Annotated in this window: 23 protein-coding genes; 8 read left to right on the plus strand and 15 right to left on the minus strand. The window is 62.6% G+C overall.

What is annotated here, in order from left to right:
- Window positions 1-164 precede the first annotated feature (164 nt).
- The 5 genes from QOM08_RS11640 to QOM08_RS11660 form a co-directional block, all read right to left on the minus strand.
- Window positions 165-1,421, minus strand: coding sequence for an FAD/NAD(P)-binding oxidoreductase (locus QOM08_RS11640; protein WP_316912983.1), 1,257 nt, complete (start codon window positions 1,419-1,421; stop codon window positions 165-167).
- Window positions 1,418-1,654: a 2Fe-2S iron-sulfur cluster-binding protein gene (locus QOM08_RS11645; RefSeq protein ID WP_047228979.1), complete on the minus strand. Its 237-nt coding sequence runs from the start codon at window positions 1,652-1,654 to the stop codon at window positions 1,418-1,420. The genes QOM08_RS11640 and QOM08_RS11645 overlap by 4 nt, the downstream gene beginning before the upstream one ends.
- Window positions 1,647-2,762 carry an NAD(P)/FAD-dependent oxidoreductase gene (locus tag QOM08_RS11650; RefSeq protein ID WP_274090825.1) on the minus strand — a complete coding sequence of 372 codons (1,116 nt, stop codon included), beginning with the start codon at window positions 2,760-2,762 and terminating at the stop codon, window positions 1,647-1,649. Before QOM08_RS11650 ends, QOM08_RS11645 begins: the two co-directional genes overlap by 8 nt.
- Window positions 2,759-3,691: a 4-hydroxyproline epimerase gene (locus QOM08_RS11655; RefSeq protein WP_274090826.1), complete on the minus strand. Its 933-nt coding sequence runs from the start codon at window positions 3,689-3,691 to the stop codon at window positions 2,759-2,761. Before QOM08_RS11655 ends, QOM08_RS11650 begins: the two co-directional genes overlap by 4 nt.
- A 111-nt stretch (window positions 3,692-3,802) precedes the next feature.
- Window positions 3,803-4,474: a GntR family transcriptional regulator gene (locus tag QOM08_RS11660; protein WP_047228982.1), complete on the minus strand. Its 672-nt coding sequence runs from the start codon at window positions 4,472-4,474 to the stop codon at window positions 3,803-3,805.
- A 204-nt stretch (window positions 4,475-4,678) separates the two neighbouring features.
- On the opposite strand from QOM08_RS11660, the gene QOM08_RS11665 reads away from it, so the two are divergent.
- A complete protein-coding gene (locus QOM08_RS11665) occupies window positions 4,679-6,820 on the plus strand; it encodes a TonB-dependent siderophore receptor (protein ID WP_316912984.1) in 2,142 nt (713 codons plus the stop codon).
- A 66-nt stretch (window positions 6,821-6,886) separates the two neighbouring features.
- Here QOM08_RS11665 and QOM08_RS11670 read toward each other — a convergent pair whose 3' ends face one another.
- Both QOM08_RS11670 and QOM08_RS11675 read right to left on the minus strand, forming a co-directional pair.
- Window positions 6,887-7,621 carry an SDR family NAD(P)-dependent oxidoreductase gene (locus QOM08_RS11670; RefSeq protein ID WP_047228984.1) on the minus strand — a complete coding sequence of 245 codons (735 nt, stop codon included), beginning with the start codon at window positions 7,619-7,621 and terminating at the stop codon, window positions 6,887-6,889.
- Window positions 7,622-7,907: 286 nt separating this feature from the next.
- Window positions 7,908-8,114 (minus strand): tautomerase family protein, encoded by a 207-nt coding sequence (locus QOM08_RS11675; protein WP_003202537.1) that lies wholly within the window; start codon window positions 8,112-8,114, stop codon window positions 7,908-7,910.
- A gap of 126 nt (window positions 8,115-8,240) precedes the next feature.
- Here QOM08_RS11675 and QOM08_RS11680 point away from each other — a divergent pair, with 126 nt between their 5' ends.
- Window positions 8,241-9,164 (plus strand): LysR family transcriptional regulator, encoded by a 924-nt coding sequence (locus QOM08_RS11680; protein WP_274090827.1) that lies wholly within the window; start codon window positions 8,241-8,243, stop codon window positions 9,162-9,164.
- 95 nt (window positions 9,165-9,259) lie between these two features.
- Here the strand turns inward: QOM08_RS11680 and QOM08_RS11685 are convergent, their stop codons facing one another.
- Together QOM08_RS11685 and QOM08_RS11690 are read right to left on the minus strand one after the other, a co-directional pair.
- The gene (locus tag QOM08_RS11685; protein ID WP_047228987.1) at window positions 9,260-9,694 is read right to left on the minus strand and encodes a nuclear transport factor 2 family protein; all 435 of its coding nucleotides are present in this window, start codon (window positions 9,692-9,694) and stop codon (window positions 9,260-9,262) included.
- Between the two features lie 143 nt (window positions 9,695-9,837).
- Entirely contained in the window at window positions 9,838-10,734 is an 897-nt protein-coding gene (locus QOM08_RS11690; RefSeq protein ID WP_188251616.1) for a LysR substrate-binding domain-containing protein, read from the minus strand.
- 107 nt (window positions 10,735-10,841) lie between these two features.
- On the opposite strand from QOM08_RS11690, the gene QOM08_RS11695 reads away from it, so the two are divergent.
- The 4 genes from QOM08_RS11695 (at window position 10,842) to nahK (ending at window position 17,557) form a co-directional block, all read left to right on the plus strand.
- A complete protein-coding gene (locus QOM08_RS11695) occupies window positions 10,842-12,116 on the plus strand; it encodes a glucarate dehydratase family protein (RefSeq protein WP_047228989.1) in 1,275 nt (424 codons plus the stop codon).
- Between the two features lie 282 nt (window positions 12,117-12,398).
- Window positions 12,399-13,583, plus strand: a complete 1,185-nt coding sequence (locus QOM08_RS11700; RefSeq protein ID WP_316912985.1) for a porin — start codon at window positions 12,399-12,401, stop codon at window positions 13,581-13,583.
- A gap of 238 nt (window positions 13,584-13,821) precedes the next feature.
- Complete coding sequence (gene nosP / locus QOM08_RS11705) at window positions 13,822-14,985, plus strand: nitric oxide-sensing protein NosP (RefSeq protein WP_047228991.1); 1,164 nt, start codon at window positions 13,822-13,824, stop codon at window positions 14,983-14,985.
- On the plus strand, window positions 14,915-17,557 hold the full coding sequence (gene nahK, locus QOM08_RS11710) for a hybrid sensor histidine kinase/response regulator NahK/ErcS' (protein WP_080962912.1): 2,643 nt from the start codon (window positions 14,915-14,917) through the stop codon (window positions 17,555-17,557). The genes nosP and nahK overlap by 71 nt, the downstream gene beginning before the upstream one ends.
- Before the next feature lie 162 nt (window positions 17,558-17,719).
- Here the strand turns inward: nahK and QOM08_RS11715 are convergent, their stop codons facing one another.
- The 6 genes from QOM08_RS11715 to QOM08_RS11740 form a co-directional block, all read right to left on the minus strand.
- Window positions 17,720-18,385 (minus strand): response regulator transcription factor, encoded by a 666-nt coding sequence (locus QOM08_RS11715; protein ID WP_047229013.1) that lies wholly within the window; start codon window positions 18,383-18,385, stop codon window positions 17,720-17,722.
- 56 nt (window positions 18,386-18,441) lie between these two features.
- Complete coding sequence (locus tag QOM08_RS11720; RefSeq protein ID WP_076385173.1) at window positions 18,442-18,975, minus strand: PQQ-dependent catabolism-associated CXXCW motif protein; 534 nt, start codon at window positions 18,973-18,975, stop codon at window positions 18,442-18,444.
- 250 nt (window positions 18,976-19,225) lie between these two features.
- Window positions 19,226-20,017 (minus strand): ABC transporter permease, encoded by a 792-nt coding sequence (locus QOM08_RS11725; RefSeq protein ID WP_076385171.1) that lies wholly within the window; start codon window positions 20,015-20,017, stop codon window positions 19,226-19,228.
- A complete protein-coding gene (locus QOM08_RS11730) occupies window positions 20,014-20,742 on the minus strand; it encodes an ABC transporter ATP-binding protein (protein ID WP_316912986.1) in 729 nt (242 codons plus the stop codon). Before QOM08_RS11730 ends, QOM08_RS11725 begins: the two co-directional genes overlap by 4 nt.
- Complete coding sequence (locus QOM08_RS11735; RefSeq protein WP_047228996.1) at window positions 20,739-21,743, minus strand: YVTN family beta-propeller repeat protein; 1,005 nt, start codon at window positions 21,741-21,743, stop codon at window positions 20,739-20,741. Before QOM08_RS11735 ends, QOM08_RS11730 begins: the two co-directional genes overlap by 4 nt.
- A gap of 31 nt (window positions 21,744-21,774) precedes the next feature.
- Window positions 21,775-22,959 (minus strand): ABC transporter substrate-binding protein, encoded by a 1,185-nt coding sequence (locus QOM08_RS11740; protein ID WP_274090830.1) that lies wholly within the window; start codon window positions 22,957-22,959, stop codon window positions 21,775-21,777.
- Between the two features lie 407 nt (window positions 22,960-23,366).
- On the opposite strand from QOM08_RS11740, the gene QOM08_RS11745 reads away from it, so the two are divergent.
- Window positions 23,367-24,623, plus strand: a complete 1,257-nt coding sequence (locus QOM08_RS11745) for a sensor histidine kinase (protein ID WP_316912987.1) — start codon at window positions 23,367-23,369, stop codon at window positions 24,621-24,623.
- Entirely contained in the window at window positions 24,623-25,261 is a 639-nt protein-coding gene (locus QOM08_RS11750; protein WP_139050454.1) for a response regulator transcription factor, read from the plus strand. The genes QOM08_RS11745 and QOM08_RS11750 overlap by 1 nt, the downstream gene beginning before the upstream one ends.
- Window positions 25,262-25,423: the final 162 nt, after the last annotated feature.

Raw genomic sequence — 25,423 nt, forward strand, 5'->3', positions numbered from 1 at the left:
AGGGATCATAGGGGCAAAGTCATCGAGGCAGGAAGTCCAGGCCTGACGCGGTCCACTGTGGGAGCGAGCTTGCTCGCGAAAGCGGTGGGTCAGCTTGCATCGATGCTGGATGTGCCGACGCATTCGCGAGCAAGCTCGCTCCCACAGAAGGATCTGGTGTGGCCTCAGGTTGTCGGGGTTTCTTGCAGGTGCAGCAAAGTCTCGATCCGCGCCGGGCTGAAGGGCGGGCGCGGCGTGGGTGAGGGCCAGCCGAACAGATGTTCCAGCGCGGCAGCGCAGACCCGCCCCTGGCAGGCCCCCATACCGCACCGGCTCGCCAGTTTCGCTGCGCGCCAGTCCGGCTGGCCGACCAGCTCGCCATACGGCACGTCTTCGCAGCGGCACACCAGTGTGTCGTCCCGAGCCAGGGTCTTGAGTCGCGCGTCCAAGGCGAAGGCCTTGTTCAACGCCCGGGCGAAACCTTGCCAGCGTGCCCGGCGAGGCCACAAGCGTTGCGCGGCGACACTATTGCCGACGGCGCTGTGGCCGGCGATGGCGCCTTCCACCAGCGCCAGTTCGCTGCCGCCGAAACCGGTGCATTCACCGGCGGCGTAATGGTCGTGGCGGGTAGTCGCTTGCCAGGCGTCAACGGCCAGCGCCTGGCCTTCAAGACCACAGCCCAGGGCCTGGCCGAGCTGAGTATTGGGAATGAGCCCGAACCCACAGGCAAGACGGTCGCAGGCCAGTTCAAGTGTCTTGCCCTGTTGCAGCAAGCGCACGCCCTCAAGCCGCTCGCGACCCAGGGCCTCCAGCACATGCGTGCCGGTGCGGTAGTGTGGATCGAAAAGGCTGAACGACTGCAAAAACTTGCCCGGCCAGCGCGGCAACTGCGCGGCGAAACCGGCGACGGCGCCACGACTGGCCTGCTCGGCGACTCGCAGTACCTGCGCCCCTTGATGCTTGGCGGTGGCGGCGCTGGCCAGCAGCAACGGACCGCTGCCGGCGATCACCAGCCGTTCGCCGCGCACTGGCAGGCCACTCTTGATCAATGCTTGTAAACCACCGACGGCGGTCACCCCCGGCAGCGTCCAGCCGGGGAAGGGCAGCAGCAGTTCGCGCGCGCCGGTGCACAGGATCAAGCGCTGGTAGGTGATCTGCCAGCCGCGTTCGGCATCTTCCACCAGCAGGGTTTTATCGGCGGCGCAGGCGATGACTCGGGTGCCGGCGTGGCAGCGCACATTGGCGCATGCCTGTAATGAGTTGCGCAGACGTCGGGCCTCGGCGGGGAGGTGAGCCTGGGGGCCGTCGCGCCAGATCTGCCCGCCCGGCAATGGATTATCGTCCAGCAGCACAATGCGCATGCCGCTGCTTGCCGCGGCCAGGGCGGCGGCCATGCCGGCGGGGCCGGCGCCGATGATCAGCAGGTCGGTGGTTTCGTTCATGGTCGTGTTTGCACCTGCATGCCATCGCGGCATAGCGTCTGGCAGGCCAGGCGTCGATGGCCATCGATCATCACCCGGCATTCCTGGCAAATGCCCATGCCGCACAGAGGCGCGCGGCGCTGGCCGCTGACCGAAGTGCGGCTGCAACCGTCGGCTCCCAGGGCAAGGGCGGCGGCGACGCTGGTGCCGCTGACGACCGTGAGCGGGCGACCATCGAGAAACAGATCAGGCATGGGCCGGTTCTCCCAGAAAACGCTGTGGCAGGTACGGTTGTGCCGCCAGCGGTGAGGTTTCGTTGAACAGTTGCGCGGCCAACAGATCGGCCGTTGCGGGTGCCGTCGTCACGCCCAGGCCTTCGTGACCCACCGCCAGCCACAGGCCCGGGCGTTGCGGATGTTGCCCCACCAGCGGCAGGCCGTCGGGACTGGCGGCGCGAAAACCGGTCCAGGCGCGGATGCCGTTGAGGTGTGCCAAGCCTGGCATGTAGTCGACAGCACGCTTGAGCATCTTTGCCAGCATCCAGCCTTCCACCTGCGGGTCGACGGTGCCGAACTGTCGCGAGGCACCGATGAACAGCTGCCCGGTCGGACGCGGCTGGATATTGCACGCCACCGATGGACCGCTGGCGTTGTGAGCGCTGGTGACATACCCCAGCTCCACCAGGGTGTGGCAGATGGTGGCGGGGTAACGATCGGTGATCAACAAATGGCCCTTCTTGGCTTCGATCGGCAACTCCGGGCACAGCTCGGTGGCCTGGATGCCATTGGCGAGAATCACCGCTTCTGCGTTCAACCAGCGACCGTCCTCAAGACGCACTCGATGGCCATCCACTTCAACGACCTGGGCGCGTTGCTGAGCAATATTGGCCTCCTCCAGCATCCAGCGCGCGGCAGCCGGGGCGTACAGGATCCCGTCGCCCTTGATCAGCAGGCCGCCCTCCAGGCCTTCGCGCAGTTGCGGCTCACGCTGCTGCAGGGCCGCACGCCCGATCAGCTCGCAGTCTTCACCATGGGCCAGCAGGTTCAGGTACTTGCTATGGGCAACGGCCATTTCCTCGGCATTGGCCGCCAGCCACAGGGTGCCGTTGTTGCGCCAGGCACAGGCTTCGGGCAGGGCCGGGGCCAACTGGCGCCAGCGCTGCAGGGAATACTGACTGAGGGCCAGTTCCGCCGGGTTGTCGTCCAGCACCAGCAAGTGGCCCATGCCGGCGGCTGTGGCGCCGTGCCAACCGGCATCGAGTACCAGGACCTTCAAGCCTCGCCGGGCCAACGTTCGGGCGCAGGCGGCGCCGATGATGCCGGCACCGATGATGATCACATCGGCGACGTGGCCGGCGTTCACGGGACGATGCCCCAGGCGAACGGATCATCCGGCTCAATGACCAGCGTGGTTTCGGCGCTGATGTAGGCGCGGCCGCGAATGGTCGGCACGATGCGCTCGCCGTCGAACTCATAGGAGCCTTCGAATTCACTGCCAATGACACTGGCCTGGCGCCAGATCTGCCCGGGTTGCAGTTTTCCGTCAGCGGCCAGGCACGCCAGTTTGGCGCTGGTGCCGGTGCCGCATGGGGAGCGGTCATACGCCTTGCCGGGGCAGAGCACGAAGTTGCGGCTGTCGGCGTGCGGGTCATCGGCGAACAGTTCGATGTGATCGATCAGGCCACCGTCCTCACCCCGCAGACCTTGCCGTTCCAAGGCCTGCTGCACGGCGTAGGTATAGGCGGTCAGCGCGTCGAGGTTGTCGCCCGCCACGCGCTGGCCATGGTCAGCGATCAGGAAAAACCAGTTGCCGCCCCAGGCCACATCGCCCACCACCGGGCCGATACCGGGCACCTCCAGGCTCAGGGCCTTGCGGTAACGGTAGGCCGGCACATTGCGTACGCTGACCGAACGGTCCTCATGCAAGGTCGCTTGCACCGTGCCCACCGGGGTTTCGACGGTGTGCACGCCAGGGCCGATCTTGCCCAGGTGTGCCAGTGACGTCACCAGGCCGATGGTGCCGTGGCCGCACATGCCCAGGTAGCCGCTGTTGTTGAAGAAGATCACCCCGGCACAGGCGCTCGGGTCCTGCGGCTCACAGAGCAGCGCCCCCACCAGCACATCGCTGCCCCGTGGTTCCAGCACGCAGGCGGTGCGCCAGGCGTCATGCTGTGTCGCTAGACGCTGGCGGCGCTCGGCCATGCTGCCTTGGCCCAGGTCGGGAAAACCGTCGGTGACCAGACGGGTCGGTTCGCCGCCGGTATGGGAATCGATCACGGTGATGCGTTTCATGGGGGGCCACGTCCGTTCAGATGAGTGACGGCAAGCGTGGCCCGCGCTGGGGGGGGACGGCTTGATGGATTTATCTGTCACTCATGACGAAATCGGCACAGCAGCGGCGCATCAATGGCTCGAAGGCAGGAACTCGAACAGCGTCTTGCAAACGCCGGCGATGTGTTCGTCCAGTAACTTCACCGCCCGCTCCACATCACCGGCGCGGCAGGCCGCAAGAATTTCCCGGTGTTCGTGGTCGGCGCGTTCCTTGCCGGCCGAAAGGCTCATCTGCATGCGCAGGTAGCGCTCCAGCTTGTCGTGCACCGAGCGGATCAAACCCACCAGAAAGGGGCGTTGCGCCGGCTCGTAGAGACAGGCATGCAATTGCCAGTTCAGTTCAGCCCAACGACCCACGTCGTCTTCACCGATGAACTCACGGCAGATGCTCTCGGCGCGGACGAAGGTCTCTTCGGTCATGTTGGGAATCGCCAGACGCAGCACTTTGTCTTCCAGCAGCATCCGCACCTCGAACATCTGCGCCAGCTCCGCCTCGGAAATGCGCGTGACCATCGCCCCGCGATTGCGCTGGAACATCACCAGCCCCTCGGCTTCCAGGCGCTTGAGGGCTTCGCGCACGGGAATCTTGCTGACGTTGAACTGCCGGGCGATGTCGTCCTGGCGAATGGGCTCGTCCTCGGCAAAATGCCCGGCCACGATGGCTTCGCGCAGATGACGGGTGATGATTTCCGAAGTGGAAGGGGTGTTGCCCAGATCAGGCAGATTGAACTTGGATAAGGTCACGGCGGCGGTCGTTTGGCTTGGTTGGGGATATGGTATACGACTTTGCCAGCAGTCGCGTTGTGCAGTTGGCACGTGCCAGGAAGGGGTATTTTGCAGGTTGTGAATGGGAATTTGTGTCAAACAAGAATGAGTTGCTGTATCTTTCGCGACACATTCTTGTCGGCCTCTGGGGGGCTGACGTATTTTCGTTAGGATTGTGCATCGATGCGTCGGATTCTCGTTTCACTGTGTGTGCTCCAGGCTTATTCCGTATCCACGTGGGCAGACGAGCCCATGGCCGCAACCTCCGCACCGGTGGAACTGCAAGCCACGGACATCGTGGGTCTTTCGGATATCGAGTCCGCGCAGGGGCCCGTCAAGGGATACCACGCGACCCGCTCGGCCAGCGCGACACGTACCGACACCGCGATTCATGAAACCCCACAGTCGATTTCCGTGGTTTCGCGCGACGTGGTGGAAGACCTCAGCGCCACCCGGCTGCAAGACGCGCTCGATTACGCCGGCGGGGTCGGCAGGGCGAACAACTTCGGAGGCCAGGGCCTGACCACGTTCACGGTCCGCGGCTTTACCACGGGCGAGTTCTACCGCAACGGTTTCCCGATCAACCGCGGTTACCCGAACATGCCAGATGCCAACACCATCGAGCGCCTGGAAGTGCTGCGCGGCCCGGCGACGATGTTGTACGGTCGCGGCGATCCAGGCGGCACCTTCAACGTGGTGTCCAAGCAGCCATTGGCCGAACGCACGGTGACCCTGGGCAGCCAGGTCAGCGACCAGGGCATGCGTCGCGGGACCCTCGATGCCTCGGGCCCGCTGGACGAAGAAGGGCGCCTGGCGTATCGCCTGAACGTGATCGGCGAGGGCGGCGATACGTTCCGCGACCACGTCGAGACCGAACGCTACGGCATTGCGCCGGTGGTGACCTGGCAGGTCAACGACACCACGCGCCTGACCTTCGAAGGCGACTTCATGCGCAACAATGCGCCGCTGGACCGTGGCCTGACCCATTACGCCGGTCAGCGCGGCACCGCCTCGCGCGATACGTTCTTCGGCGAAAAAGACGCCGGCAAGTTGCACAACGACAACAACATGCTGCAGGTGCGTTTCGAGCACATGCTCAACGACGACTGGACCTTGGCCGGCGGTACCCAATGGCTGGACGGCACCCTGCAGGGCAACGCGGTGGAAGGCAACGGTATCGCCGCCGACGGGCGTACCCTGGGGCGCAATTTCAACTATCGCAAGCTGGAGTGGACTGACCGGGACACCCAACTCAACCTCACCGGGCATTTTTCCACTGGCGGGTTCGAGCACACGCTGTTTACCGGCATCGAGTATGAAGACTACGACTACCAGTCCATCATCAAACGTTCCGCCGCGGGGAGCAGTGCTTATCCGATCGATATCTTCGATCCGGTGTATGGCCAGCCACGCCCGGCGCTGACACGCACGCCCACCGATGATCAGGAAAACCTCAAGACGTTTGGCGTATTCGTGCAGGATCAGGTGGCGCTGACTGAGCGCTTGAAGCTGTTGGCCGGGGCACGTTTTGAGCGGTTCGAGCATCAGTACGAGAGTTTCGTCCCTCAGACCCCGCCTGGTAGTCGGAACTGGGACGTCACCGACAGCGCGGTCACCCCGCGCCTGGGTGTGATCTACGATTTGACCGACACCGTGGCTGTCTATGCCAATACCGCACGCTCGTTCAAACCCAACAACGGTGCCAGTCGCGAAGGCGGCGGGTTCAAGCCGGAAGAGGGCAAGTCTTATGAGATGGGGGTCAAGTGGGAAGCCTTGGATCGTCAGTTGAGTGTCGATGCGGCGGTGTACCAGATCGAAAAACGTAATGTGCTCACCACTGACCCAGTGGATTCCACCTTCAGCGTGGCCGCTGGCGAAGTGCGCAGCCGTGGTTTTGACCTGAACATGGCGGGCAATTTGACGCCGGAGTGGCGCGTGATTGGTGGTTACGCGTATGTGGATGCCGAAGTGACCAAGGACATCAATATCCCGTCCGGCACCCGCTTGCTCAACGTGCCCAAAAACACCTTCAGCCTGTTGAACGTCTATGAGTTCCAGGATGGCGGCCTCAAAGGGCTGGGCCTGGGACTAGGCGCCAAGTATGTGGATGAACGGGCCGGCCAGACGGCGGCGACTGCGTTCTCCATGGACAGCTACACGGTGGTGGACCTGCTCGGCTACTACAAGGTCAACGAGCGGATCCGCCTCAACCTGGACCTGAAGAACCTGTTCGACGCCGACTACGAAGAAGGCGCTTTCGGTAACGTCTATGCCTACCCAGGTGCACCGCGAACCGTGCAGGCCGGCATCTCCTATACGCTCTGAACTCCAGGCGTCATGAAAACCCCGGAGGTTGTGCCTGCGGGGTTTTTCTTTTTACCACTTGCCTGTTTACCACTTGCCCGTGCTCATCCCGCCGTCTACCGGCAGTATCGCGCCGGTCGTGAAATCAGCGCGCGCCAGGTACAACACGGCCTCGGCAATTTCCTCGATGGTGCCCACGCGACCGGACGGGGCCAGGTTGTTGAGGAAGTCGCGGTGCGCCGGGTCATGCATGGGCGTGTCGATGATGCCGGGGGCGACCGCGTTGACCTTAATGTTGTGGGGCGAAAGCTCCAGCGCCAGGGCACGGGTCATCTGGTTGACCCCGCCTTTGATCAACACCGGCAGCGCCGCCGGCACCTGGATGTTCGGTTGCAGGGCCACGGCGGCGGAGATGTTGATGATGAAACCCTGCTGACGACCGATCATGTGTGCGGCAGCCGCCTGGCTGGCGTAGACCAGACCCTTGAGGTTGGTGTCCAGCAGCGCTTCCAGGTCCTGGGGGCTGTATTCGATGAAAGGTTTTGGCAGGAAGAAACCGGCGTTGTTCACCAGCCCGTCCACGGCCCCGAAGGTTTCGATGGCTTTGTTGATGAGACGGGTTGAAGTCGCCGGGTCAGCGATATCACCGGCCACGCCAATGAAGTTCGCCGGATGGCCGAGCTGTTGCGCCGCGCTGTCCAGGCCGGACTGAGAGCGGGCATTGCCCACCACGTTATAGCCCCGATCCAGGAACGCCTGGACCAGACCCAGGCCGATGCCACTGGAGGCGCCGGTGATGATGACGGTTTTGTTGAGGCTCATGATTGGACTCCTGATCAATTGAATTGAAACCGTTGCACCGATGTTGGCGGTGGTTGAGATCAGGGTATTGATGCGCTTGGGTTTGATAAATGCGGGGGCTGGTACTTGAGTTGATACGTCATGTAATTAATTCAATGTGGGAGCGAGTCTGCTCGCGATGACGGTATTCCAGCCAACATCAATGTGACGGGTCCATCGCCATCGCGAGCAGGCTCGCTCCCACAGGGTTAATCATCAGGCACAAAAAAGCCCGGTCAGTTGGACCGGGCTCGGGAAGGTAGAACCGTCACTCTTTGGGCAAGCTTCGGTATTGCGTCGTCGTCATACCCGCGTAACCCCAGTTATCGGTGTCGACTTCCTCGATCACGATGTGGGTCAAGTGCGGGTCCTTGCCCAGCACCCGTTGCAGGGTTTCGGTGATCTCGGAAATGACCTGGGCTTTCTGTTCGCGAGTGACGCCGTCGCGGGTTATACGCACATTGACGAAAGGCATGATGCACTCCTGCTGATGAGAAATGAGCGCAGGAGGTTCCCGCGCCACGGGGGCCACTATATTTATACGCCTGCGGCTGATAAACAGGTGTCTGGAACTTTCAGTTGATACGCGGTGTAACGAATCATGAAGCGTCATTTCGAAGACCTGCAGTTGGGCAGCATAGAACTGTTCTGCCTGGCGGCGGAGGCAGGGAGTTTCACCGCGGCGGCCCAGCTTGCCGGTGTGACTCCGGCGGCGGTGAGTCGCTCGATTTTCCGTCTGGAGGAGCGTCTGGGTTCGCGTCTTTTCGTGCGCACCACACGCAGCATTCGGCTGACGGAAGCCGGCAGGACCTATTTCGAGCAATGCCGGCAAGCGCTGACGCAACTGGTGGAGGCGCAACAGGAAATGATGGGCGCGCAATCGGTGCCGTCCGGGCAACTGCGCATCAGCCTGCCCACCACCTACGGTCATCACCGCATCCTGCCCTTGCTGCCGGCCTTTCGGGCGCTGTACCCGCAAGTGACGGTGGACCTGCACCTGAGCAATCGAAACATCGATTTCGTTGCCGAAGGTTATGACCTCGCCATCCGGGTGCGAGCGCAACCCGACTCATCGATGATCGCTCGGCTGCTGGAAGACGCGAAACTGGTGGTGGTCGCGGCCCCGGATTACTTGCGCAAGGCCGGCACGCCGCAGGTCCTTGAAGACTTGGACGATCACGAGTGCATCCAGTTCGAGCTGCCCAGCAGCGGGCGGCGGATTTCCTGGTTGTTCAATGTCGACGGCAAGGAAAAGGAGGTGTTCGGCGAAGGGGGTTATTGCTGTTCGGACGATGTGCTCGGCGGCGTGACGCTGGCCAAACATGGCGCCGGCTTGTTCCAGACCTACAAATTCATCGTGGAGCAGGAGCTGGCCAACGGGCAATTGGTGGAGGTACTTGCGCCTTTCGCGGGGCGCTCACGTCCGTTCACCTTGCTGTATCCCCACGGTCGGTACGTGCCGCAGCGGGTGCGCGCCTTTGTCGATTTCCTGCTGCAGTACCGGGAGCAGTGGGCGGCGGATTGAAGTAACGGTGACCTGTGGCGAGGGGATAAATCCCCTCGCCACATTGAATCCCTGCCGCTTCACGTTAACTAACGGCGCCCACGGAGATTTTTAGCTCAGAACCGAAACGCCTGCCGCCCAATCAGCAGCCACTTGCCATTCTTCTGCTTCTGCCAGATCTGAAAGTTCTCAATTTCCGTCGGAACCACTTCGGTGCCTTTGAGCGCTTGCGCGGAGAAGTGGTGACGCACCAGGGCCACATCGCCTGACAGGGTGATTTTCTGATCCTTCATCTCCAGGGTCTTGAACGCGCTCTTGCCGGTTTCGATGTCGGCAATGAAGGCTTTCTTGTCCTGAATCTTCCCGCTGGAGTGCCCGTAGGTCAGGTTTTCGGCGGCCAGTGCCTGGAGTTGTGGGATGTCTTTGTGCAGCATGGCTTGGGTCAGATGGTCGACGGCCTGGGCCACTTCCTGCTCGGCCGATGAAGAGGCAGCCGCGACGTAGCCGCTGAACAGGCACAGAAAGCTGATGACCAATGTGGCTTTTTTCATGGGTATTTCCTTATTTTTGTAGGTATCGGAGCGGATTAGCGTTTTCGGCTGATCTCGTCTGTCATCGTACAACTTGTTTGGAGTGACGGGAATAGGTCGTCAAGTTTGGTCACTGCGGAGGGCGACATCGGTAGGCTTCAGATTCAGAGACCCTCGCGAACCGCCCCGCGAATGCCCTCCAGCAACATGGCAAACGCCGGGTTGTCATTGTCCTGGCGCCATATCAGGTGCAACTCGCTTTGTACCCCTTCACCCAGATCGATCTCACGAAACACCACCTGCCTGAACACCACGCTGGTGGCACACCGGGGCACCAGTGCCAGACCCATGCCGGCGTTGACCAGCGCCAGGATCGTCAGCGACGACCCCAGCCATTGCACGAACTGCGGTGCAACGCGGGCCGAGCGCAGCATGCCTGTGAGCAGTTCGTTGAAAGGTGGGTAGGCGGAGTGGGAATACATCAGGAAGGGTTCACCGTCGAGATCTTCGACGCCCACCGAATCGGCACTGGCCAGGGGATGCCCGACGGGCACAGCCAGGACGAACGGTTCGCGCACCAGGCACTCGGTGGCGTAGCCGGTTTCCAGCAGTGGCGAGCGGACGATCCCCAGGTCGATGCGGCGAGCGCGCAGGGCCTCGTGTTGCTGGTAGGTGTTCATCTCCGACAGAACGATTTTTACCTGGGGTTGCTTCAAGCGGGCTTCGGCGATGACTTTGGGTAGAAACTCATACACCGCGCTGCCGACGAAGCTGATGGTGACTGAGCCGATGTCGCCCTGGGCAAACCGCTTGGCGGCCACGGCGGCTTGTTGCGCCTGCTCCAGCAGGTTCTGCGCTTCGATGAAAAACGCCCGTCCGGCGGCGGTGAGCGCCACGCTGCGAGTGCTGCGGGTGAACAGTTCGACACCCAGGTGATGTTCCAGCAACTGGATCTGCCGACTCAGCGGAGGCTGGGTCATGTTCAGACGTTCGGCGGCGCGACGGAAGTTGAGTTCGGTCGCCACCGTAGTGAAGCAGCGTAGCTGGGCCAGTTCAAACATTGATTCAATCCAGGTATCAATCAAGTGCCAAGTTAGATTAGACGGGAACAATACCCTCCGTCCATCATCGGCCCGTTCTCTACAAAAACAATGATCGGAGCCGCTGCATGAAGATCACCCGCGTCACCGTCACACCCATCGCCTTTCGCGATCCGCCGCTGCTCAACGCCAGCGGCATTCATGAGCCCTACGCGTTGCGTTCGATCATCGAGATCGAGAGCGACAACGGTTACATCGGCCTGGGCGAGAGTTACGGCGATGCGCCTGCCCTGGCGATCCAGCAGCAACTGCAAAGCCAGTTGATCGGGCTGGACCCGTTTAACCTCAACCAGTTGCGGGCCATCGTCCAGGCCACCGTGGCCGCCCACCGGCCCGCCAGCGTTGCCGGTGCGGAGCTGGCGCCGGGTTCCCATGCGAGCAAGGCGGTGAGCAATGCTTACTCAGCGTTTGAAGTGGCCTGCCTGGACCTGCAAGCCCATTACCTGAACGTGCCGCTGGTGGATCTGCTGGGCGGGGCGATTCGGGATGAGATCCCGTTCAGCGCCTATCTGTTTTTCAAGTACGCCGAGCACGTCGATTCGCCGTATCCGCCGGACAGCTGGGGCGAGGCGCTCAACGAACAGCAGATCGTCGCCCAGGCCCGGCGCATGATCCAGGACTACGGCTTCAAGAGTATCAAGCTCAAGGCTGGCACCCTGGAGCCGGAGCACGAGGTTTCCTGCATCAAGGCGTTGAAGCAGGCGTTTCCCGGCTACCCGCTGCGCATCGATCCCAATGGCAACTGGTCGCTGGAAACTTCCATTCGCATGGCCGAGCTGCTGGGCGATGACCTGCAATATTACGAAGACCCTACACCAGGGCTCGAAGGCATGGCCGAACTGCACAAGCGCACGGGCCTGCCGCTGGCGACCAATATGGTGGTCACCGATTTCGACGAGTTCCGTCGCAGCGTGGCGTTGAACAGTGTGCAGATCGTCTTGGCCGACCATCATTACTGGGGCGGGCTGCGAGACACCCAGGCGCTGGCGAAAATGTGCGACACCTTTGGCCTGGGCGTGTCGATGCATTCGAACTCCCACCTGGGCATCAGCCTGATGGCCATGGCCCACGTCGCGGCTTCGGTGCCGAACCTGGATTACGCCTGTGACACCCATTACCCGTGGCAGGAACCGGATGAAGAGGTGATCAAGGGCGGCAAGCTGCCGATTGTCGATGGTTGCGTGAAAATCACCCGTGCGCCGGGGCTTGGACTGGAGCTGGACCGCGATCAACTGGGCAAGCTGCATGAGCAGTTCCTCAGTTGCGGCATCCGCCAGCGCGACGATGTGCGGCAGATGCAGCGCTACAAGCCGGACTGGAAAACCGTCAAACCGAGGTTCTGATTCAAGGATCCTGTGGGAGCGAGCCTGCTCGCGATGGCGTTGGGTCAGCAGCATTTAGGGTGGCTGACACACCGCCATCGCGAGCAGGCTCGCTCCCACCTTAGTTTCAGGGTTAGGCCCTAAGTATTGCCCCTCCGTCACATCGCAGTCTTACACCCAAACTGCCGCGCCGGGCCGGCGCCTCCAAAGCATCCGCCAATTGCCTCCAAGGCAGCGTATGACGCGGCCTGTCGCCTTTCGATAATCGCCTCCGACATCCCGTCTCATGTTGCGGAGCGCGCCATGCACAACAATAAAAATACTCGCCACCGTTTTTTGCCTGCGGTCATCGCCGGCCTTTCGAGCCTTAGCCTGACGTCGTGGGCCCAGGCTGAAATCATGCTGTACGACAAGGACCAGACCACCTTTTCCACCGACGGCTATATCAACGCCTTTTACGTCAATAGCGATGTTGACCGGGCAGGGGAGCAGTTCGACCGTCGGCAGGCGCGGGTCAAGATGGGCTTCTTGCCCAACTACCTGGGCTTCAACATGGGCAAGCAGGTCGATGACCTCAAGCTTGGCGCCCGTGCCTCGTTCTGGGTGACCATCAACGACAGCGAAACCAACGGCACCGACACCGCCATCGACGTGCGGCAGTTCTACGGCACCGTCGCCAATCCGCAGTGGGGTGAAGTGCTGGTCGGCAAGGACTTCGGTCTGTTCGCCCGTTCCAACATTCTGCTGGACGAGTTACTGGCCGGTTACGGGCAGGTCAGCGACACCCTCGGGTTGGTGGACGGCGGCGGGGTGTCGTTCGGCAACATCGGCAGCGGCTACCCATATCCGTTCCCGACTTCGCAGATCACCTACCGTACGCCGGTGATGGATGGGCTGCGGGTGGCGGTGGGCATCATGGACCCGGTAGACACCAACGACAGCAGCGCCACCGGCAAGGCCTACCAGGAAAATCCGCGTACTGAAAGTGAGGTGACCTACCAGTTCGACCTGGGTGGGGCGAAGATCTACAGCTGGCTCAACGGCAGCTACCAGACCTCGGACAACACCGACACCACGGTCGACTCAGTGACCTCCAAAGGCCTGGGCTATGGCGTACAGGCGAAGATGGGCGGCCTGTCGCTCACCGGTTCCGGGTTCCAGGCCAAGGGTATCAACCCGTTCTTCACCAACAACGCTGGCGAAGCGACGTTGCGCAATGTCGACAGCACCGGCTACCTGTTGCAGGGCTCCTACAAACTGGGCAAGAACCGTCTGGCGCTGTCCTACGGCAAGACCGAGGACGACGGTAATGGCGTGGTGGGCAGCGGCGCCGACTATGAAACCCGCGGCATCGCACTGTTCCATGACGTCAACGACAACCTCAAACTCGTGGCCGAGTACAACCAGTTCGAAATCAACGGCCACGACACCAGCGCCCAGAACGAAGACACCGACACCTTTGCGGTGGGGGCGGTGTTGACTTGGTAAAGAGGAACCATCGGCAGCTATGCACAACCCTGTGGTGAGGGGATAAATCCCCTCACCACAGGAGCATTCCAGCCGAAGCCCGGGGGTTTTTGTGGTGGTCCCTGCCGTGCGCATCGCGGCAGGGGCCGCCACTGTTCTCCTCCCATGGAAGCGTCTACCCGCTACCCAAGTAGCATTCGTGAGTCGGGCGCCGCTTCGTACACTCAAGGCTTCTGTCACGCACCCGTCGGAGGCGAAGATGCTAAAGGCCCAGAGCGAAGGTGTGATAAGCGCCATGTCCCAGGCAACGAACGTCCAGCAGGTTGCCCAGGAGCTGGCGCGGCAGTTGCTGCACCCGCACTTGGGCTTCGTGCTGTTTTTCTGCTCCGCTGAATACGACTTGCCGGCTCTTGGCCAGGCGCTCTCCCAGAGCTTCGGCGGGATTCGCCTGGTGGGCTGCACCAGCGCCGGAGAAATCACCAGTCAAGGTTATGGCCGCAACTGCGTCACAGCGGTGGGTTTCGATCATCGGCATTTTTCCATCGCTGCCGAGCTGATCGGGGAAATGGAGCACTTCAGCCTGATCGACGCCCAGCAGATGGTCGAACGACTGGCCAGCGGTTGCCGCAGCAATGCGCTGGCGCCGATCAAGGGCCACAGTTTTGCCCTGACCTTGCTCGATGGGTTGTCCAGTCGCGAGGAGATGGTGCTGGCGGCGTTGAGCGCGGCGCTGGGGGACATTCCGCATTTCGGCGGTTCGGCCGGCGACGACAACTACCTGACTCACACCCACGTGTACTACGAAGGTCAGTTCCACAGCGGCGCGGCAGTGGTGGTGCTGATCAACACCTGGCTGGATTTCGAGGTGTTCACCACCCATCACATCCTGCCTCGGGAGGAGAAGTTGGTCGTGACCGGGGCCGACAGCACCTCGCGGCGTGTCTACGAGCTCAATGCCGAGCCCGCCGCCGAGGAATATGCCCGGCACATCGGTGTGCCGGTGAACGCGTTGAACTACCGGGTCTTCGCCGCCCATCCGCTGGCGGTGCGCATCAACGACCAGTATTACGTGCGGGCGATCCAGCAGGTGCACCCAGACCTGAGCCTGAGTTTTTACTGTGCGGTGGAGAACGGCATCGTGCTCACGGCGATGACCCCGGGCCCTTTGCTGCACAACCTGCAAGAACTGTTCAGCGGCTTGCAGGGGCGCCTGGGTGACTTGCTGCTGACCATCGGCTGTGACTGTTTTCTCAGGCGCATGGAACTGGAAGATCGCGGTGGCCTGGAGCAGATCGGCCAGTTCCTGCGCGACCATCGCGTGATGGGCTTCAACACCTACGGAGAGCAGTTCAATGGCATGCACATCAACCAGACCTTCACCGGAGTTGCCATTGCCCGCCATCGCGTCCCCGGCCATCGCTGACCTGCAGGCGCAGATCGCCAGCCTGCAGCACGAAAACCGCAAACTGCGGCGGATCAACGACGCACTGATCGAACGGGTGGAGTCCGGCGTGACCCGGGGCAACGACCCGTATGCGGCGTTCCAGCATTCAGTGGTGCTGGCCGAGCAGGTTCGCGAGCGCACCGATGCCCTGAACCAGGCCATGGCCGAACTCAAGGCCGGTAATCACCTGCTGGGCGAAGCGCGGCTGCGCGCGGAAACCGCCCACCGGCACCTGATCGATGCCATTGAGAGCATTTCCGATGCATTTGTGCTGTTCGACGAACAACAGCGCATCGTCCTGTTCAACAGCCGCTTCAAGGCATTCTGGGCCCACAGCCGCGTGCGTATCATCGCCGGGATGCGCATTTCCGAGGTCAAGCGACTGATGACCGCCAACGGGTTGTTCAGCGAAGAGCCGCGTGGCCAGGCCGACGAGCATGTGCTTTACCGCTTGCAGAACGGGCGCTGGCTGCAAGTCAGCGAACGACCAACCCAGGAAGGCGGTCGAGTGATTCTGTTTACCGACATCACCGACGTCAAACTCAGTGAAACCGTGCGTCGCGAACAGGCCATCGCGCAGAAATCGCACTTGTTGCAACGGGCCGTGGACAACCTTTCCCAGGGCGTGGCCATGGTCAATGCCCAGGGTGTGCTGGAGTTGTGGAACCGTCGCTTCCTGGAACTCAGCGGTCTGGCGCCAGTGGCGGCCCATCGGCCGTTTTCCGAGGTGATCGCCGACAGTGAACTGCAACTGCTGACCCCGGCCAGTCGCGACAGCAATGGCCGGCTCATCCACGAAAGCGAGCAGCGCCTGTCGGATGGCCGGGTCCTGGAGATTCGCACCCATCCGCTACCCACCGGCGGCTACGTCAACACCTTCACCGACATCACCGAGCGCTACCAGCACGCCGAGGCCCTGAGTGAAAGCGAACGCTGGATCCGCCTGATCACCGACCATGTGCCGGCGCTGATCGCCTACCTCAATGCCGACTTGGTCTACGAATTTACCAACAAAGTCTACGAGCAATGGTATTGCTGGCCCCGTGGCGTGATGCTCGGCCAGAGCCTGCGCGAGGCCCACAGTGAACAGCATTACCAGCGCCTGGAGGCCTACGTGGCCCGGGCCTTGGCCGGTGAGAGTGTGACGTTCGAGTTTGCCGAGACCAATATCAACAACCAGGAACGCTATATGCTGCGTTCCTACGTGCCCAATCGGCTGGCCAATGGTGAAGTAGTGGGAATCTTCGTGCTGATCCGCGACATCACCGAGCGGCGTCGCACCGCCGAGGCGCTGCACCAGGCCTACCAGAACCTGGAACAGCGCGTCCAGGAACGCACCGCCGAACTGACCACCCTCAATGACCAGCTATTGCGCGAAATCGACGAGCGCAGCCGGGTGGAGTTGCGCTTGCGCGAGGCCAAGCGCGAGGCCGAGCAGGCCAACCTGTCGAAAACCAAATTCCTCGCGGCGGTCAGCCATGACCTGCTGCAACCGCTCAACGCCGCGCGGCTGTTCACCAGCGCTTTGCTCGAGCGCCGTGAGCCGGTAGCGAACGCGCAACTGGTGCGCAACGTCAGCCACTCGCTGCAGGACGTGGAAAACCTGTTGGGCACGCTGGTGGACATTTCCAAGCTCGATGCCGGGGTGATCAAGGCCGATATCGCGCCGTTCGCCCTCAGCGAGTTGCTCGACAACCTGGCCGCCGAATACGTCCAGGTGGCGCGCAGTGAGGGGCTGGAACTGCACTTTGTGCCGTGTTCGGCCCTGGTGCGCAGCGACATGCAGTTGCTGGCGCGGATCCTGCGCAATCTGCTGAGCAATGCCATTCGCTATACCCCCAGCGGGCGGGTGGTGTTGGGCTGTCGCCGGCACCGTCAGCGCTTGTCCATCCAGGTCTGGGACAGCGGCATCGGCATTGCCGAAAACCGTCTTGAAGAGATCTTCCAGGAGTTCAAGCGCGGCGATGTGCAGCGCCCGGATCAGGATCGAGGGTTGGGCCTGGGGCTGGCGATCGTCGAGAAAATCGCCGGGATCCTTGGGCACCGGATCCAGGTGCGTTCATGGCCGGGCAAGGGCTCGGTGTTCTCCATCGACGTGCCCCTGAGCGCCACCGCGCCCAAGCCGTTGCCGAGCCTGGAGATGAGCGAACCGATGCTTGAGCGCTTGCGCGGGGCCCGGGTCTGGGTGCTGGATAACGACGCGGCCATCTGCGCCGGCATGCGTACGTTGCTCGAAGGTTGGGGTTGTCGGGTGGTGACTGCGCTGTCGGAGCAGGACCTGGCGCGCCAGGTGGACAATTACCATGCCGAGGCCGACCTGCTGATTGCCGACTATCACCTGGACAACGAGCAGAACGGCGTCGACGCCGTGGCCCGGATCAACGCCCGCCGGGCCTCGGCGATCCCGGCCATGATGATCACCGCCAACTACAGCAACGAACTCAAGCAGCAGATCCGCGAACGCGGCCACACCCTGATGCACAAGCCGGTGCGGCCGATGAAACTGAAGATTGCGATGAGTCATTTGTTGAGTGGGCCCAAGAGTCATTGAGCCGAACCGCTTCTGTGGCGAGGGAGCTTGCTCCCGCTGGGCTGCGAAGCAGCCCCATCCAGCTTACTGAGTAAGCCTGACTCACCGAGGTGCCTGGGTTTGGGGGCGCTTCGCGCCCCAGCGGGGATAAATCCCCTCGCCACAGGGATGTGTGTCAGCGGTTCAACGACGCAGATAAGCCCCGAAATCAATATCCCCGGCACTGAGAATCGCTTGCACCCGATTGTGCACATTGAGCTTGCGCAGGATGGCCGAGACGTGAGCCTTGACCGTGGTTTCGGCGATCTCCAGCGTGTAGGCGATCTGTTTGTTCGACTCGCCCTTGGTCATGCGTTCCAGCACCAGCAATTGTTTACGGGTCAGTGCCTGCAGCAGCTCGGGCGCAAAGGCCGGGGTTTCGTTCAGGCGGCGGCCCATCGGGCTTTTCTGCGTGCGGATGATGTCCGGTGGCAGGTACACGTTGCCGTTGAGAATCTGCTCGATGGCGTCGGTCATCTGCGAGCGCGGCGAGGACTTGGTGATGAACCCCACCGCGCCGTAGGTAATGGCTTGCAGCACCACCTGTTTGTCCTGTTCGGCGGAGACGATCACCACGGGGATGGTCGGCGCCTCGTTGCGCAGGTTGATCAGGCCATTGAGGCCGTGCATGCCGGGCATGTTCAGGTCCAGCAGGATCAGGTCGAGGTCGTCGTGCTCGCGGGTCAACGCCAGGGCGCTGTCCAGGTCGGCGGTTTCCATCACCTCGCTGCCAGGAAAACCGTCGCTGATGACGTTGTGGATGGCTTCGCGAAACAGTGGGTGATCGTCGGCTATCAGGATCTTATACATGGCCATTCACCTCGTTATTGTCGTGTGGGTGGAGCGGGGGCACGCACTCATTGAAATCAGGGAAAGGGTTCGGGCCGCGCCGCTTGCAAGGGCAGGCGGGCCGCCTCCCAGGCGTCGAGGCCGTCGCGGTACCAATACAACTGTTTATAGCCCATGGCGGCGGCGCGTTTTACCGCGTTCCAGCTCAACCAGCAATCAGATCGGCAATAAAAGACCAGCGGTTGATCCGCTCGCCCGCCCGTGGCTTTCCCCAGGTGATGGTTGAAGTAATCCTGCCAGGTCGGGTCGAGTTCGCCGTCGCCGGTATTGGCCAGCCACAGGCTGCCGGGGAGGTTGGCGTGGGGCTCGTTGTCGATGAAGCGTCCCTGGAGCCAGGGGCGGCGATAGACGTCGATCAGGATCGCAGATGGCGTTTGCCCCATCAGTTGTTGCAGTGCCTGGGTATCGAGTGTCTTTGCGCCATCGACGGTGGCGGGCGTCGGGCTGCGGTACTGGGCAATGCGATAGCCCTGCGCGGAGAACAGCGCAGTGTCAGCCTGGGCGACATTCAGCCACAGGCCCAGCAAGACGATCACCAGCAAACGGGGCATGGGAATTTATCCTTTTTGTTATGCGCCCATTACATGCCAGGGTCGAGGTCTTGTGAATGCGACCATAGACAGGAAAACCGGTACTAAAGTAGTAATTTCGAGCTCAAAGACAAGCGTGAAACCTAGGTCATGCACAATCCCCTGTGGGAGCGAGCCTGCTCGCGATAGCGGTGCGTCAGTCACGTCTCTGCCAACTGAACCACCGCTATCGCGAGCAGGCTCGCTCCCACAAGGGATATTCGTCGTGCAATCAGCCTGCTTTGCGCAACGCCGCATGCTGCGGATTGAAGGTCCACACCGCCAGTAGTGCGAACACCAGGGTCAAGCCCGCGCACACCACCATCGCCAGCAGATTGAACCGTTCATACAACGCATAACGCACCAGCTCCACCCCATGGGTGAACGGACTCACCGCGCACAGCCAGTACAGCCAAGGGCTGGCCTCCAGCATTTTCCACAATGGATACAGTGCCGAGGACAGGAAGAACATCGGGAAGATCACGAAATTCATCACCCCGGCAAAGTTCTCCAGTTGCCGGATGGCATTGGACAGCAGCAAGCCTAGGGCGCTGAGCATCAGGGCCACCAGCAGCAGCGCCGGAAACGCCAGCAGCAGGCCCATGGCCGGTGGCTGGATGCCGTACAGCCAGGCAATGGCGAGAAATGCGTAGACCTGCAACAACGAGATCAGCGAGGTTGCCAGCAACTTGCTCGCCAGCAGGAAGGCCCGCGGCAGGGGGCTGGTGAGCAGCACGCGCATGCTGCCCATTTCCCGGTCATAGACCATCGACAGCGAACCCTGCATGCCATTGAACAACAGGATCATGCAGGCAAGGCCAGGCACGATGTACACCTCATAAGGGATGTAGGTGTCATAGGGGGCAATGATGGCGATGCCCAGTGCCGCACGAAAGCCGGCGGCGAACACCAGCAGCCACAGCAGCGGCCGCACCAGGGCACTGAGAAAGCGCGTGCGTTGTAGCACGAAACGCAGCCATTCACGCACCACGATGCCGCTGAAGCATTGCCAATACGCGTTCATGAGTGAACTCCCGCTGCGGTCAGGTGGGTGAAGGCCGAACCGAGGGTGCCGCCGTGTGCCTGGCTCACGGCGTCGGCGCGTGCGCTGGCGACGAGGCGGCCTTGATGCAGGATCAGCAGATCGTCGCTGGGCTGTACTTCGTCCAGCAGGTGCGTGGTCCACAGCACGCTGATGCCCTCGTGGCACAACTGGCGGACGTGTTGGTTCAGGGCCAGCCGGCTGGCCGGGTCAAGGCCAACGCTGGGTTCATCGAGCAGTAACAGGCGCGGTTCATGCAGCAGCGCCCGGGCGATTTCCACCCGGCGACGATGGCCGCCATTCAGGGCGCGCACCCGTTCGTGGCGCCGCTCGGTCAACTGCTGGCGGGCCAGTTCCGCGTCGATGCGCACACTGCCCTGGCGCCGCGACAGGCCATGCAGCGCGACGTGGTAACGCAGGTTCTGCTCGACACTCAGGTCCAGGTCCAGGGTGCTCTGTTGGAACACCACACCCAATTGGCGCAAGGCCGGCCGCGGCGAGGTCTGCAACGAATGGCCGCCGACCCGGACCTCACCACGCTGCACGTCATACAGGCGCGTGAGCAAAGCAATCAGCGTCGATTTGCCGGCGCCATTGGGGCCCAGCAACGCGGCGAAGCGCCCGGCTGCGAAGTTGAAACTCACCTGCCTGAGGGCTTCGCGCGCGCCGTAGGCGAAGCTCAGGTCGCTGACTTCCAGGGCGTTCATGGCGTCACCACTACACCCCAGGGGTAACGCCCGACTTTCACCGACTTGAGCACTTTGCGGCTCTGCACGTCGATCACCGACACATCGCCGCTGACGCCATTGGTTGCCAGCAGTTGGCGTTGATCGGGGGTGAATGCCAGTTGCCAGACGCGCCGCCCCACCAGCAGGTAATCCAGCACTTCGAAGGTCTTGGCATCGATGACGGCGACGTGATTGGCCGGGCCCAGGGCGACGAAGGCGAGTTTGCCGTCGGCGCTGAGCTTGATGCCCACTGGCTGTACCTTGTCGGGGTGAACGCCCTTGATCTGGAACGTCAGCGTCTTGAGCACCTGGCGACTGGCGACATCGAGAATCGTCAGCGTGCCGCCGATTTCCGCCGAGGCCCAGAGCTGCGAACCGTCACGACTGAACTCGACGAAACGCGGCCGTTGGTCCACCAGTGTGTTGTCGGCCAAGGTCTGGGTGCTGGTGTCGATCCAGTGCAGCATGTTGGTGGTTTCACTGGTGTTGACCGCCCATTTGCCATCGGGGCTGACGGCCATGCCTTCGGGCTCGACGCCGACGCCGATCTGTCCCAGCACCTCGGAAGTCTGGGTGTCGATCACGGTCACCAGGGCATCGTCTTCGTTGGACACGTAGAGCCAGCGGTCATTGGGGTGCAAGGCGAACTGTTCCGGGTCCTTGCCGGAGGGCAATTCCTTGATGATCTTGCGGGTGGCGACGTCCATCACCTGGACCCGGTCCGAATCGCTGGCGCAGATGTACAGCAGGCGGTTGTCGTGGGACAGCAACAGGCCTCGGGGGCGTTGGCCCACCGGCAGGGTCTCGATGACCTCCAGGCTCTGCATGTCGATCAGGCTCAGGCTGTTGTCTTTCTCATTGGAAACCCAGGCGATGCTGGCGGCGGCGGGTCCGGCGACCAACAACGCCGCCGCCAGGGTGAGGGTCTGGCAAAGCAGGGCAGGTTGGAACCGGGTCGGGTCAAGCAGGGGGCGGCGCATGGCGGTTTCCTTATTGTTGTTCTTGAAGGGATCAGGGGTAGCGGCAGCTCACTTCGGGCCGGTCGTAGCCCAGGCTGTCCATTTCGTTGGTAGGGTGCAGAAAACCGTCCTGGGGCGAGGTGCTCACCAGCGCCCGCGGCTGAACCAGGGGAATCGGCTGGCGCAGTTGCCCGTTCCACGGCCGGTAACTGAGCTTGCGCCCCTTGAAACCGTCCAGCGGCAATTGCTCGCTCAGGGCCAGTTGGCGGATGGCCAATGGGTCGTCCTGGCGCAGTTTGCTCACGGCACTGGCGATGCTGCGCACGGCGATCCAGGCGGCGAAATCACGATCATTCATCCAGCGCCCGGCCAGGGCTTCAAAGCGTTTTTGCAGCTGTGCCGCGCCGTAGGTTTCCACGGTCTTGTGCCAGGCGGTGGGGGTCAGGCCTTGCGTGCCGGCCACCGGACGCGGGTACCAGGTCTGGTAGGGCACGTATTCGCCGAAGTCGCCGCGCTCGTCGGCCACCAGCACCACGTCGTATTCGGCGGTCTGGGTGAACAAAGGCATGTCGGCCTGGGCGCTGCGGCGCTGGTCGTTGTCGAACTGCCAGTCTTTTTGCGCGACGACCTTCATGCCGAAACGCTTCATGGCTCGTCGTAGCGCAGCAGCATAGGCCTGGTCCTCGGCCGTCTGGCCGACGATCAGTAATGCCCGCCGCCATTTGCGTACGACGCTGAACTGCACCAGGGCATCGGCGAGCATCGCCCGGTCGGGCAGGCTGTGGAGCACGTTGCCCAGGCAATCGGTGGTGCGCAGGCTGTCGTCGGCGCTGCCGGCATTGAACAGCAGGCTGTCGGGCAGGGCGGCACTGAGTTGGCGCAGGCTGGCGGATGGCGCGTTGACCACAAACAACCGCAGACCCTGGTCATGCTGCGCTCGGGCGGCCTGGAGCAAGGCTTCGGGGCTGTCGACGCTGGCGCTTTGCAGTTGGTAATCGTGCTTGAGAAAACGCCCGGTGCTGTTGCTGTCGACAATCGCCAACTGCGCCCCGCGCAGCCCGGCATCGGCGGGCTCTTCAATGACGTTGGACAGCAGCGGGCCCGGGTCGGGGCGGTAACCCAGGTAGCCGATGCGCACTTGCAGCGGCGCGCCGTCGCCAGCCTGGGCGGCGACCGGCAACCCGGCGCTGGCCGCTGCGAGCAAAGGGATCAAGGCGTAACTGACGAGCCGGCGCATAACACCTCCATTTGCGGGTAGCGCCAGCATAGGAAGCCTGTGTCCAGGGGGAAATATGCAGAAAGTACCGCCGGGCCAGTACCAAGGTAGTAACCCGCTGTCGACGCCGGGGTTTTAGGATGCCAGTCATCGTCATTCATCGGGAGCGGACAGACCGTGCGGATTCTCAAAGCCCTGCTGCTGCCGTTGTTGCTGATCTTGAGTCTGATTGGCGTGGATCGGTTGTCTGGCAAACCAAAGAGCTGCCGCGAACACAAAACCTGCGAGCACAGAGGTTCCCCTGTGGGAGCGAGCCTGCTCGCGATAGCGGTGGTTCAGTCGACAGCGCTGTTGAATGTGCCGATCTCATCGCGAGCAGGCTCGCTCCCACCGGGGTTCTGTGCCGGCCAGGGAATGGGCCGCTAACCATGTCGGCCCTCTGGCGAATCAACCTCTGGGTGACGGCGTTTTTCGCCCTGGTAACCCTGGCTTGTGCGGTCCTGTTGCTGCATCAAGCCACGGCCGATGTGAAACGCGAGCTGCAATCGGCCGAGTCCGTGGTGCATTACCTGAGTGAAACCGCCGAGCGCAACCCGGCCAGTCTCCAGTCGCGGCTGACCGGCAGTCTGCGTCATGTGCGGGTGCACTGGTTGGCGGAGGGGCAGGTGCAGCCGGGGAACAGCGAGGGCGGGGTAACCGCCTGGCTTGGTCGCTGGTTACTGGGCGACGCTCCGGCTGCCGCGGTGGTGGATTTGCGCGACGGTCGCCGGGCCTGGATCGCGGTCGATCCTCGGGACGAAATCGAAGAAGTCCTCGATTCCCTGGTGCAACTGCTCGGCGTCTGTGCGCTGGCGCTGTTGGTCAGCCTGTTGGTGATCCGCTGGGCGGTGCGCCGGGGTATGGGATTGCTCGATGAATTGCTGCGGGCCTTGCGTCAGGTCTGCGCCGGCGATCTGCAGGTGCGGCTGGCCGCTGATGCTATCCCGGAGGCCCGGCAATTGGCGGTGCATTTCAATCGCATGACCGCTGCCCTGACTCAGGCGCAGGCCGATAACACCCGGCTTACTCAAGCCCTGCTGGCTGTGCAGGAGCAGGAACGCACGCAGCTGGCTCGGACCCTGCACGATGACCTGGGCCAATACGTGGCAGGGATCCGCGCCCGGGCATGCTTGCTGCGGCTGGTGATCGATCAGCCGTCGATGCTGGAGCAGACCGTCAGCCAGCTCGAGGATCATTGCGAGCATCTGCAACAGGGATTCCGTGCGCTGGTGCAAGACCTGTATCCGGTGGTGCTTCAGCACCTGCCGCTGTCCGAGGCCATCGAGCTGCTGGTGGCTCAGTGGCAACAAAACCAGGGCATCGCCTGTCAGCTGCGGATCAAGGCGCCGTTGCCGCCGTTGTCGGGCTCGAACAAGACCCACCTGTATCGCCTGTTGCAGGAAGCGCTGACCAATGTCGTCCGGCATGCCGGCGCCACGCAGGTGCGGATTCGCCTGCACCATCGGGCCGGGCGTTTGCGGGTGTTGGTGCGTGACAACGGTCGAGGAGCGACCGGGCCCCATCGAGCGGGCGTTGGCCTGCACTCGATGTCCGAGCGCGCCCGCAGCCTGGGTGGCGAACTGCGCATCATCAGCCAGCCCGGTGCCGGTTGGGCGCTGGCCTTGAATATTCCCCTGGAGGCGTGATGAACATCTTGTTGGTCGACGATCATGCGGTGGTTCGGCAGGGCTATGCCAGCCTATTGCGGGCGCTGATGCCGGAGCTGCAAGTGCGCGAAGCCGCCACCGGTGAAGAGGCGTTGAGCCAAGTGCTGGAGCAGGTGCCTCATCTGGTGATCATGGACTTCGGCCTGCCCGGTATCAGCGGGCTGGAAACCACCCGGCGCCTGCGCCAGCGCCTGCCGCAACTGCGGGTGCTGTTCTTCAGCATGCACGATGAACTGCCATTGGTCCGTCAGGCGCTGGACGCCGGTGCTGCGGGCTACCTGACCAAGAATTCGGCACCCCAGATACTGGTGGAGGCCGTGCGCCGGGTGCTGGCCGGCCATGCCTACATCGAACAAGCCCTGGCCACCCAGTTGGCCTGCGCCAGTACCCGACACGACACCGACCCGCGCTTGCAATGCATGACCCAGCGCGAGCTGGAGATCTTCGTCATGCTCGCCAGGGGCACCCCGGCGCGCACCATTGCCGAACAGCTGTGCATCAGCGCCAAGACCGTGTCCAATCACTTGACGCTGCTCAAGAGCAAGCTGCAGGTCAGCTCCCATGCCGAACTGGTGCACCTGGGGATCGACATGGGCGTGGTGCGGGTGGCGGGGTGAATCCCATCCTTGAAAGCAATACACAACTGTGGCGAGGGAGCTTGCTCCCGCTGGGCTGCGAAGCAGCCCCAATACCAATCGCTTCGGTGCATCAGGAAGATTGAGTTGTCTGGATGGGGGCTGCTGCGCAGCCCAGCGGGAGCAAGCTCCCTCGCCACGGGA

Source organism: Pseudomonas sp. P105, assembly GCF_032614175.1.
Classification (GTDB): domain Bacteria; phylum Pseudomonadota; class Gammaproteobacteria; order Pseudomonadales; family Pseudomonadaceae; genus Aquipseudomonas; species Aquipseudomonas rhizophila.

Bases quoted from the DNA above. Each gene is read 5' to 3' on its own strand.
- QOM08_RS11640 (WP_316912983.1), bottom strand. From the start codon at position 1,421: ATGAACGAAACCACCGACCTGCTGATCATCGGCGCCGGCCCCGCCGGC.
- QOM08_RS11645 (WP_047228979.1), bottom strand. From the start codon at position 1,654: ATGCCTGATCTGTTTCTCGATGGTCGCCCGCTCACGGTCGTCAGCGGC.
- QOM08_RS11655 (WP_274090826.1), bottom strand. From the start codon at position 3,691: ATGAAACGCATCACCGTGATCGATTCCCATACCGGCGGCGAACCGACC.
- QOM08_RS11665 (WP_316912984.1), top strand. From the start codon at position 4,679: ATGCGTCGGATTCTCGTTTCACTGTGTGTGCTCCAGGCTTATTCCGTA.
- QOM08_RS11670 (WP_047228984.1), bottom strand. From the start codon at position 7,621: ATGAGCCTCAACAAAACCGTCATCATCACCGGCGCCTCCAGTGGCATC.
- QOM08_RS11675 (WP_003202537.1), bottom strand. From the start codon at position 8,114: ATGCCTTTCGTCAATGTGCGTATAACCCGCGACGGCGTCACTCGCGAA.
- QOM08_RS11680 (WP_274090827.1), top strand. From the start codon at position 8,241: ATGAAGCGTCATTTCGAAGACCTGCAGTTGGGCAGCATAGAACTGTTC.
- QOM08_RS11685 (WP_047228987.1), bottom strand. From the start codon at position 9,694: ATGAAAAAAGCCACATTGGTCATCAGCTTTCTGTGCCTGTTCAGCGGC.
- QOM08_RS11690 (WP_188251616.1), bottom strand. From the start codon at position 10,734: ATGTTTGAACTGGCCCAGCTACGCTGCTTCACTACGGTGGCGACCGAA.
- QOM08_RS11695 (WP_047228989.1), top strand. From the start codon at position 10,842: ATGAAGATCACCCGCGTCACCGTCACACCCATCGCCTTTCGCGATCCG.
- QOM08_RS11700 (WP_316912985.1), top strand. From the start codon at position 12,399: ATGCACAACAATAAAAATACTCGCCACCGTTTTTTGCCTGCGGTCATC.
- nosP (WP_047228991.1), top strand. From the start codon at position 13,822: ATGCTAAAGGCCCAGAGCGAAGGTGTGATAAGCGCCATGTCCCAGGCA.
- nahK (WP_080962912.1), top strand. From the start codon at position 14,915: ATGGCATGCACATCAACCAGACCTTCACCGGAGTTGCCATTGCCCGCC.
- QOM08_RS11715 (WP_047229013.1), bottom strand. From the start codon at position 18,385: ATGTATAAGATCCTGATAGCCGACGATCACCCACTGTTTCGCGAAGCC.
- QOM08_RS11720 (WP_076385173.1), bottom strand. From the start codon at position 18,975: ATGCCCCGTTTGCTGGTGATCGTCTTGCTGGGCCTGTGGCTGAATGTC.
- QOM08_RS11725 (WP_076385171.1), bottom strand. From the start codon at position 20,017: ATGAACGCGTATTGGCAATGCTTCAGCGGCATCGTGGTGCGTGAATGG.
- QOM08_RS11730 (WP_316912986.1), bottom strand. From the start codon at position 20,742: ATGAACGCCCTGGAAGTCAGCGACCTGAGCTTCGCCTACGGCGCGCGC.
- QOM08_RS11735 (WP_047228996.1), bottom strand. From the start codon at position 21,743: ATGCGCCGCCCCCTGCTTGACCCGACCCGGTTCCAACCTGCCCTGCTT.
- QOM08_RS11740 (WP_274090830.1), bottom strand. From the start codon at position 22,959: ATGCGCCGGCTCGTCAGTTACGCCTTGATCCCTTTGCTCGCAGCGGCC.
- QOM08_RS11745 (WP_316912987.1), top strand. From the start codon at position 23,367: ATGTCGGCCCTCTGGCGAATCAACCTCTGGGTGACGGCGTTTTTCGCC.
- QOM08_RS11750 (WP_139050454.1), top strand. From the start codon at position 24,623: ATGAACATCTTGTTGGTCGACGATCATGCGGTGGTTCGGCAGGGCTAT.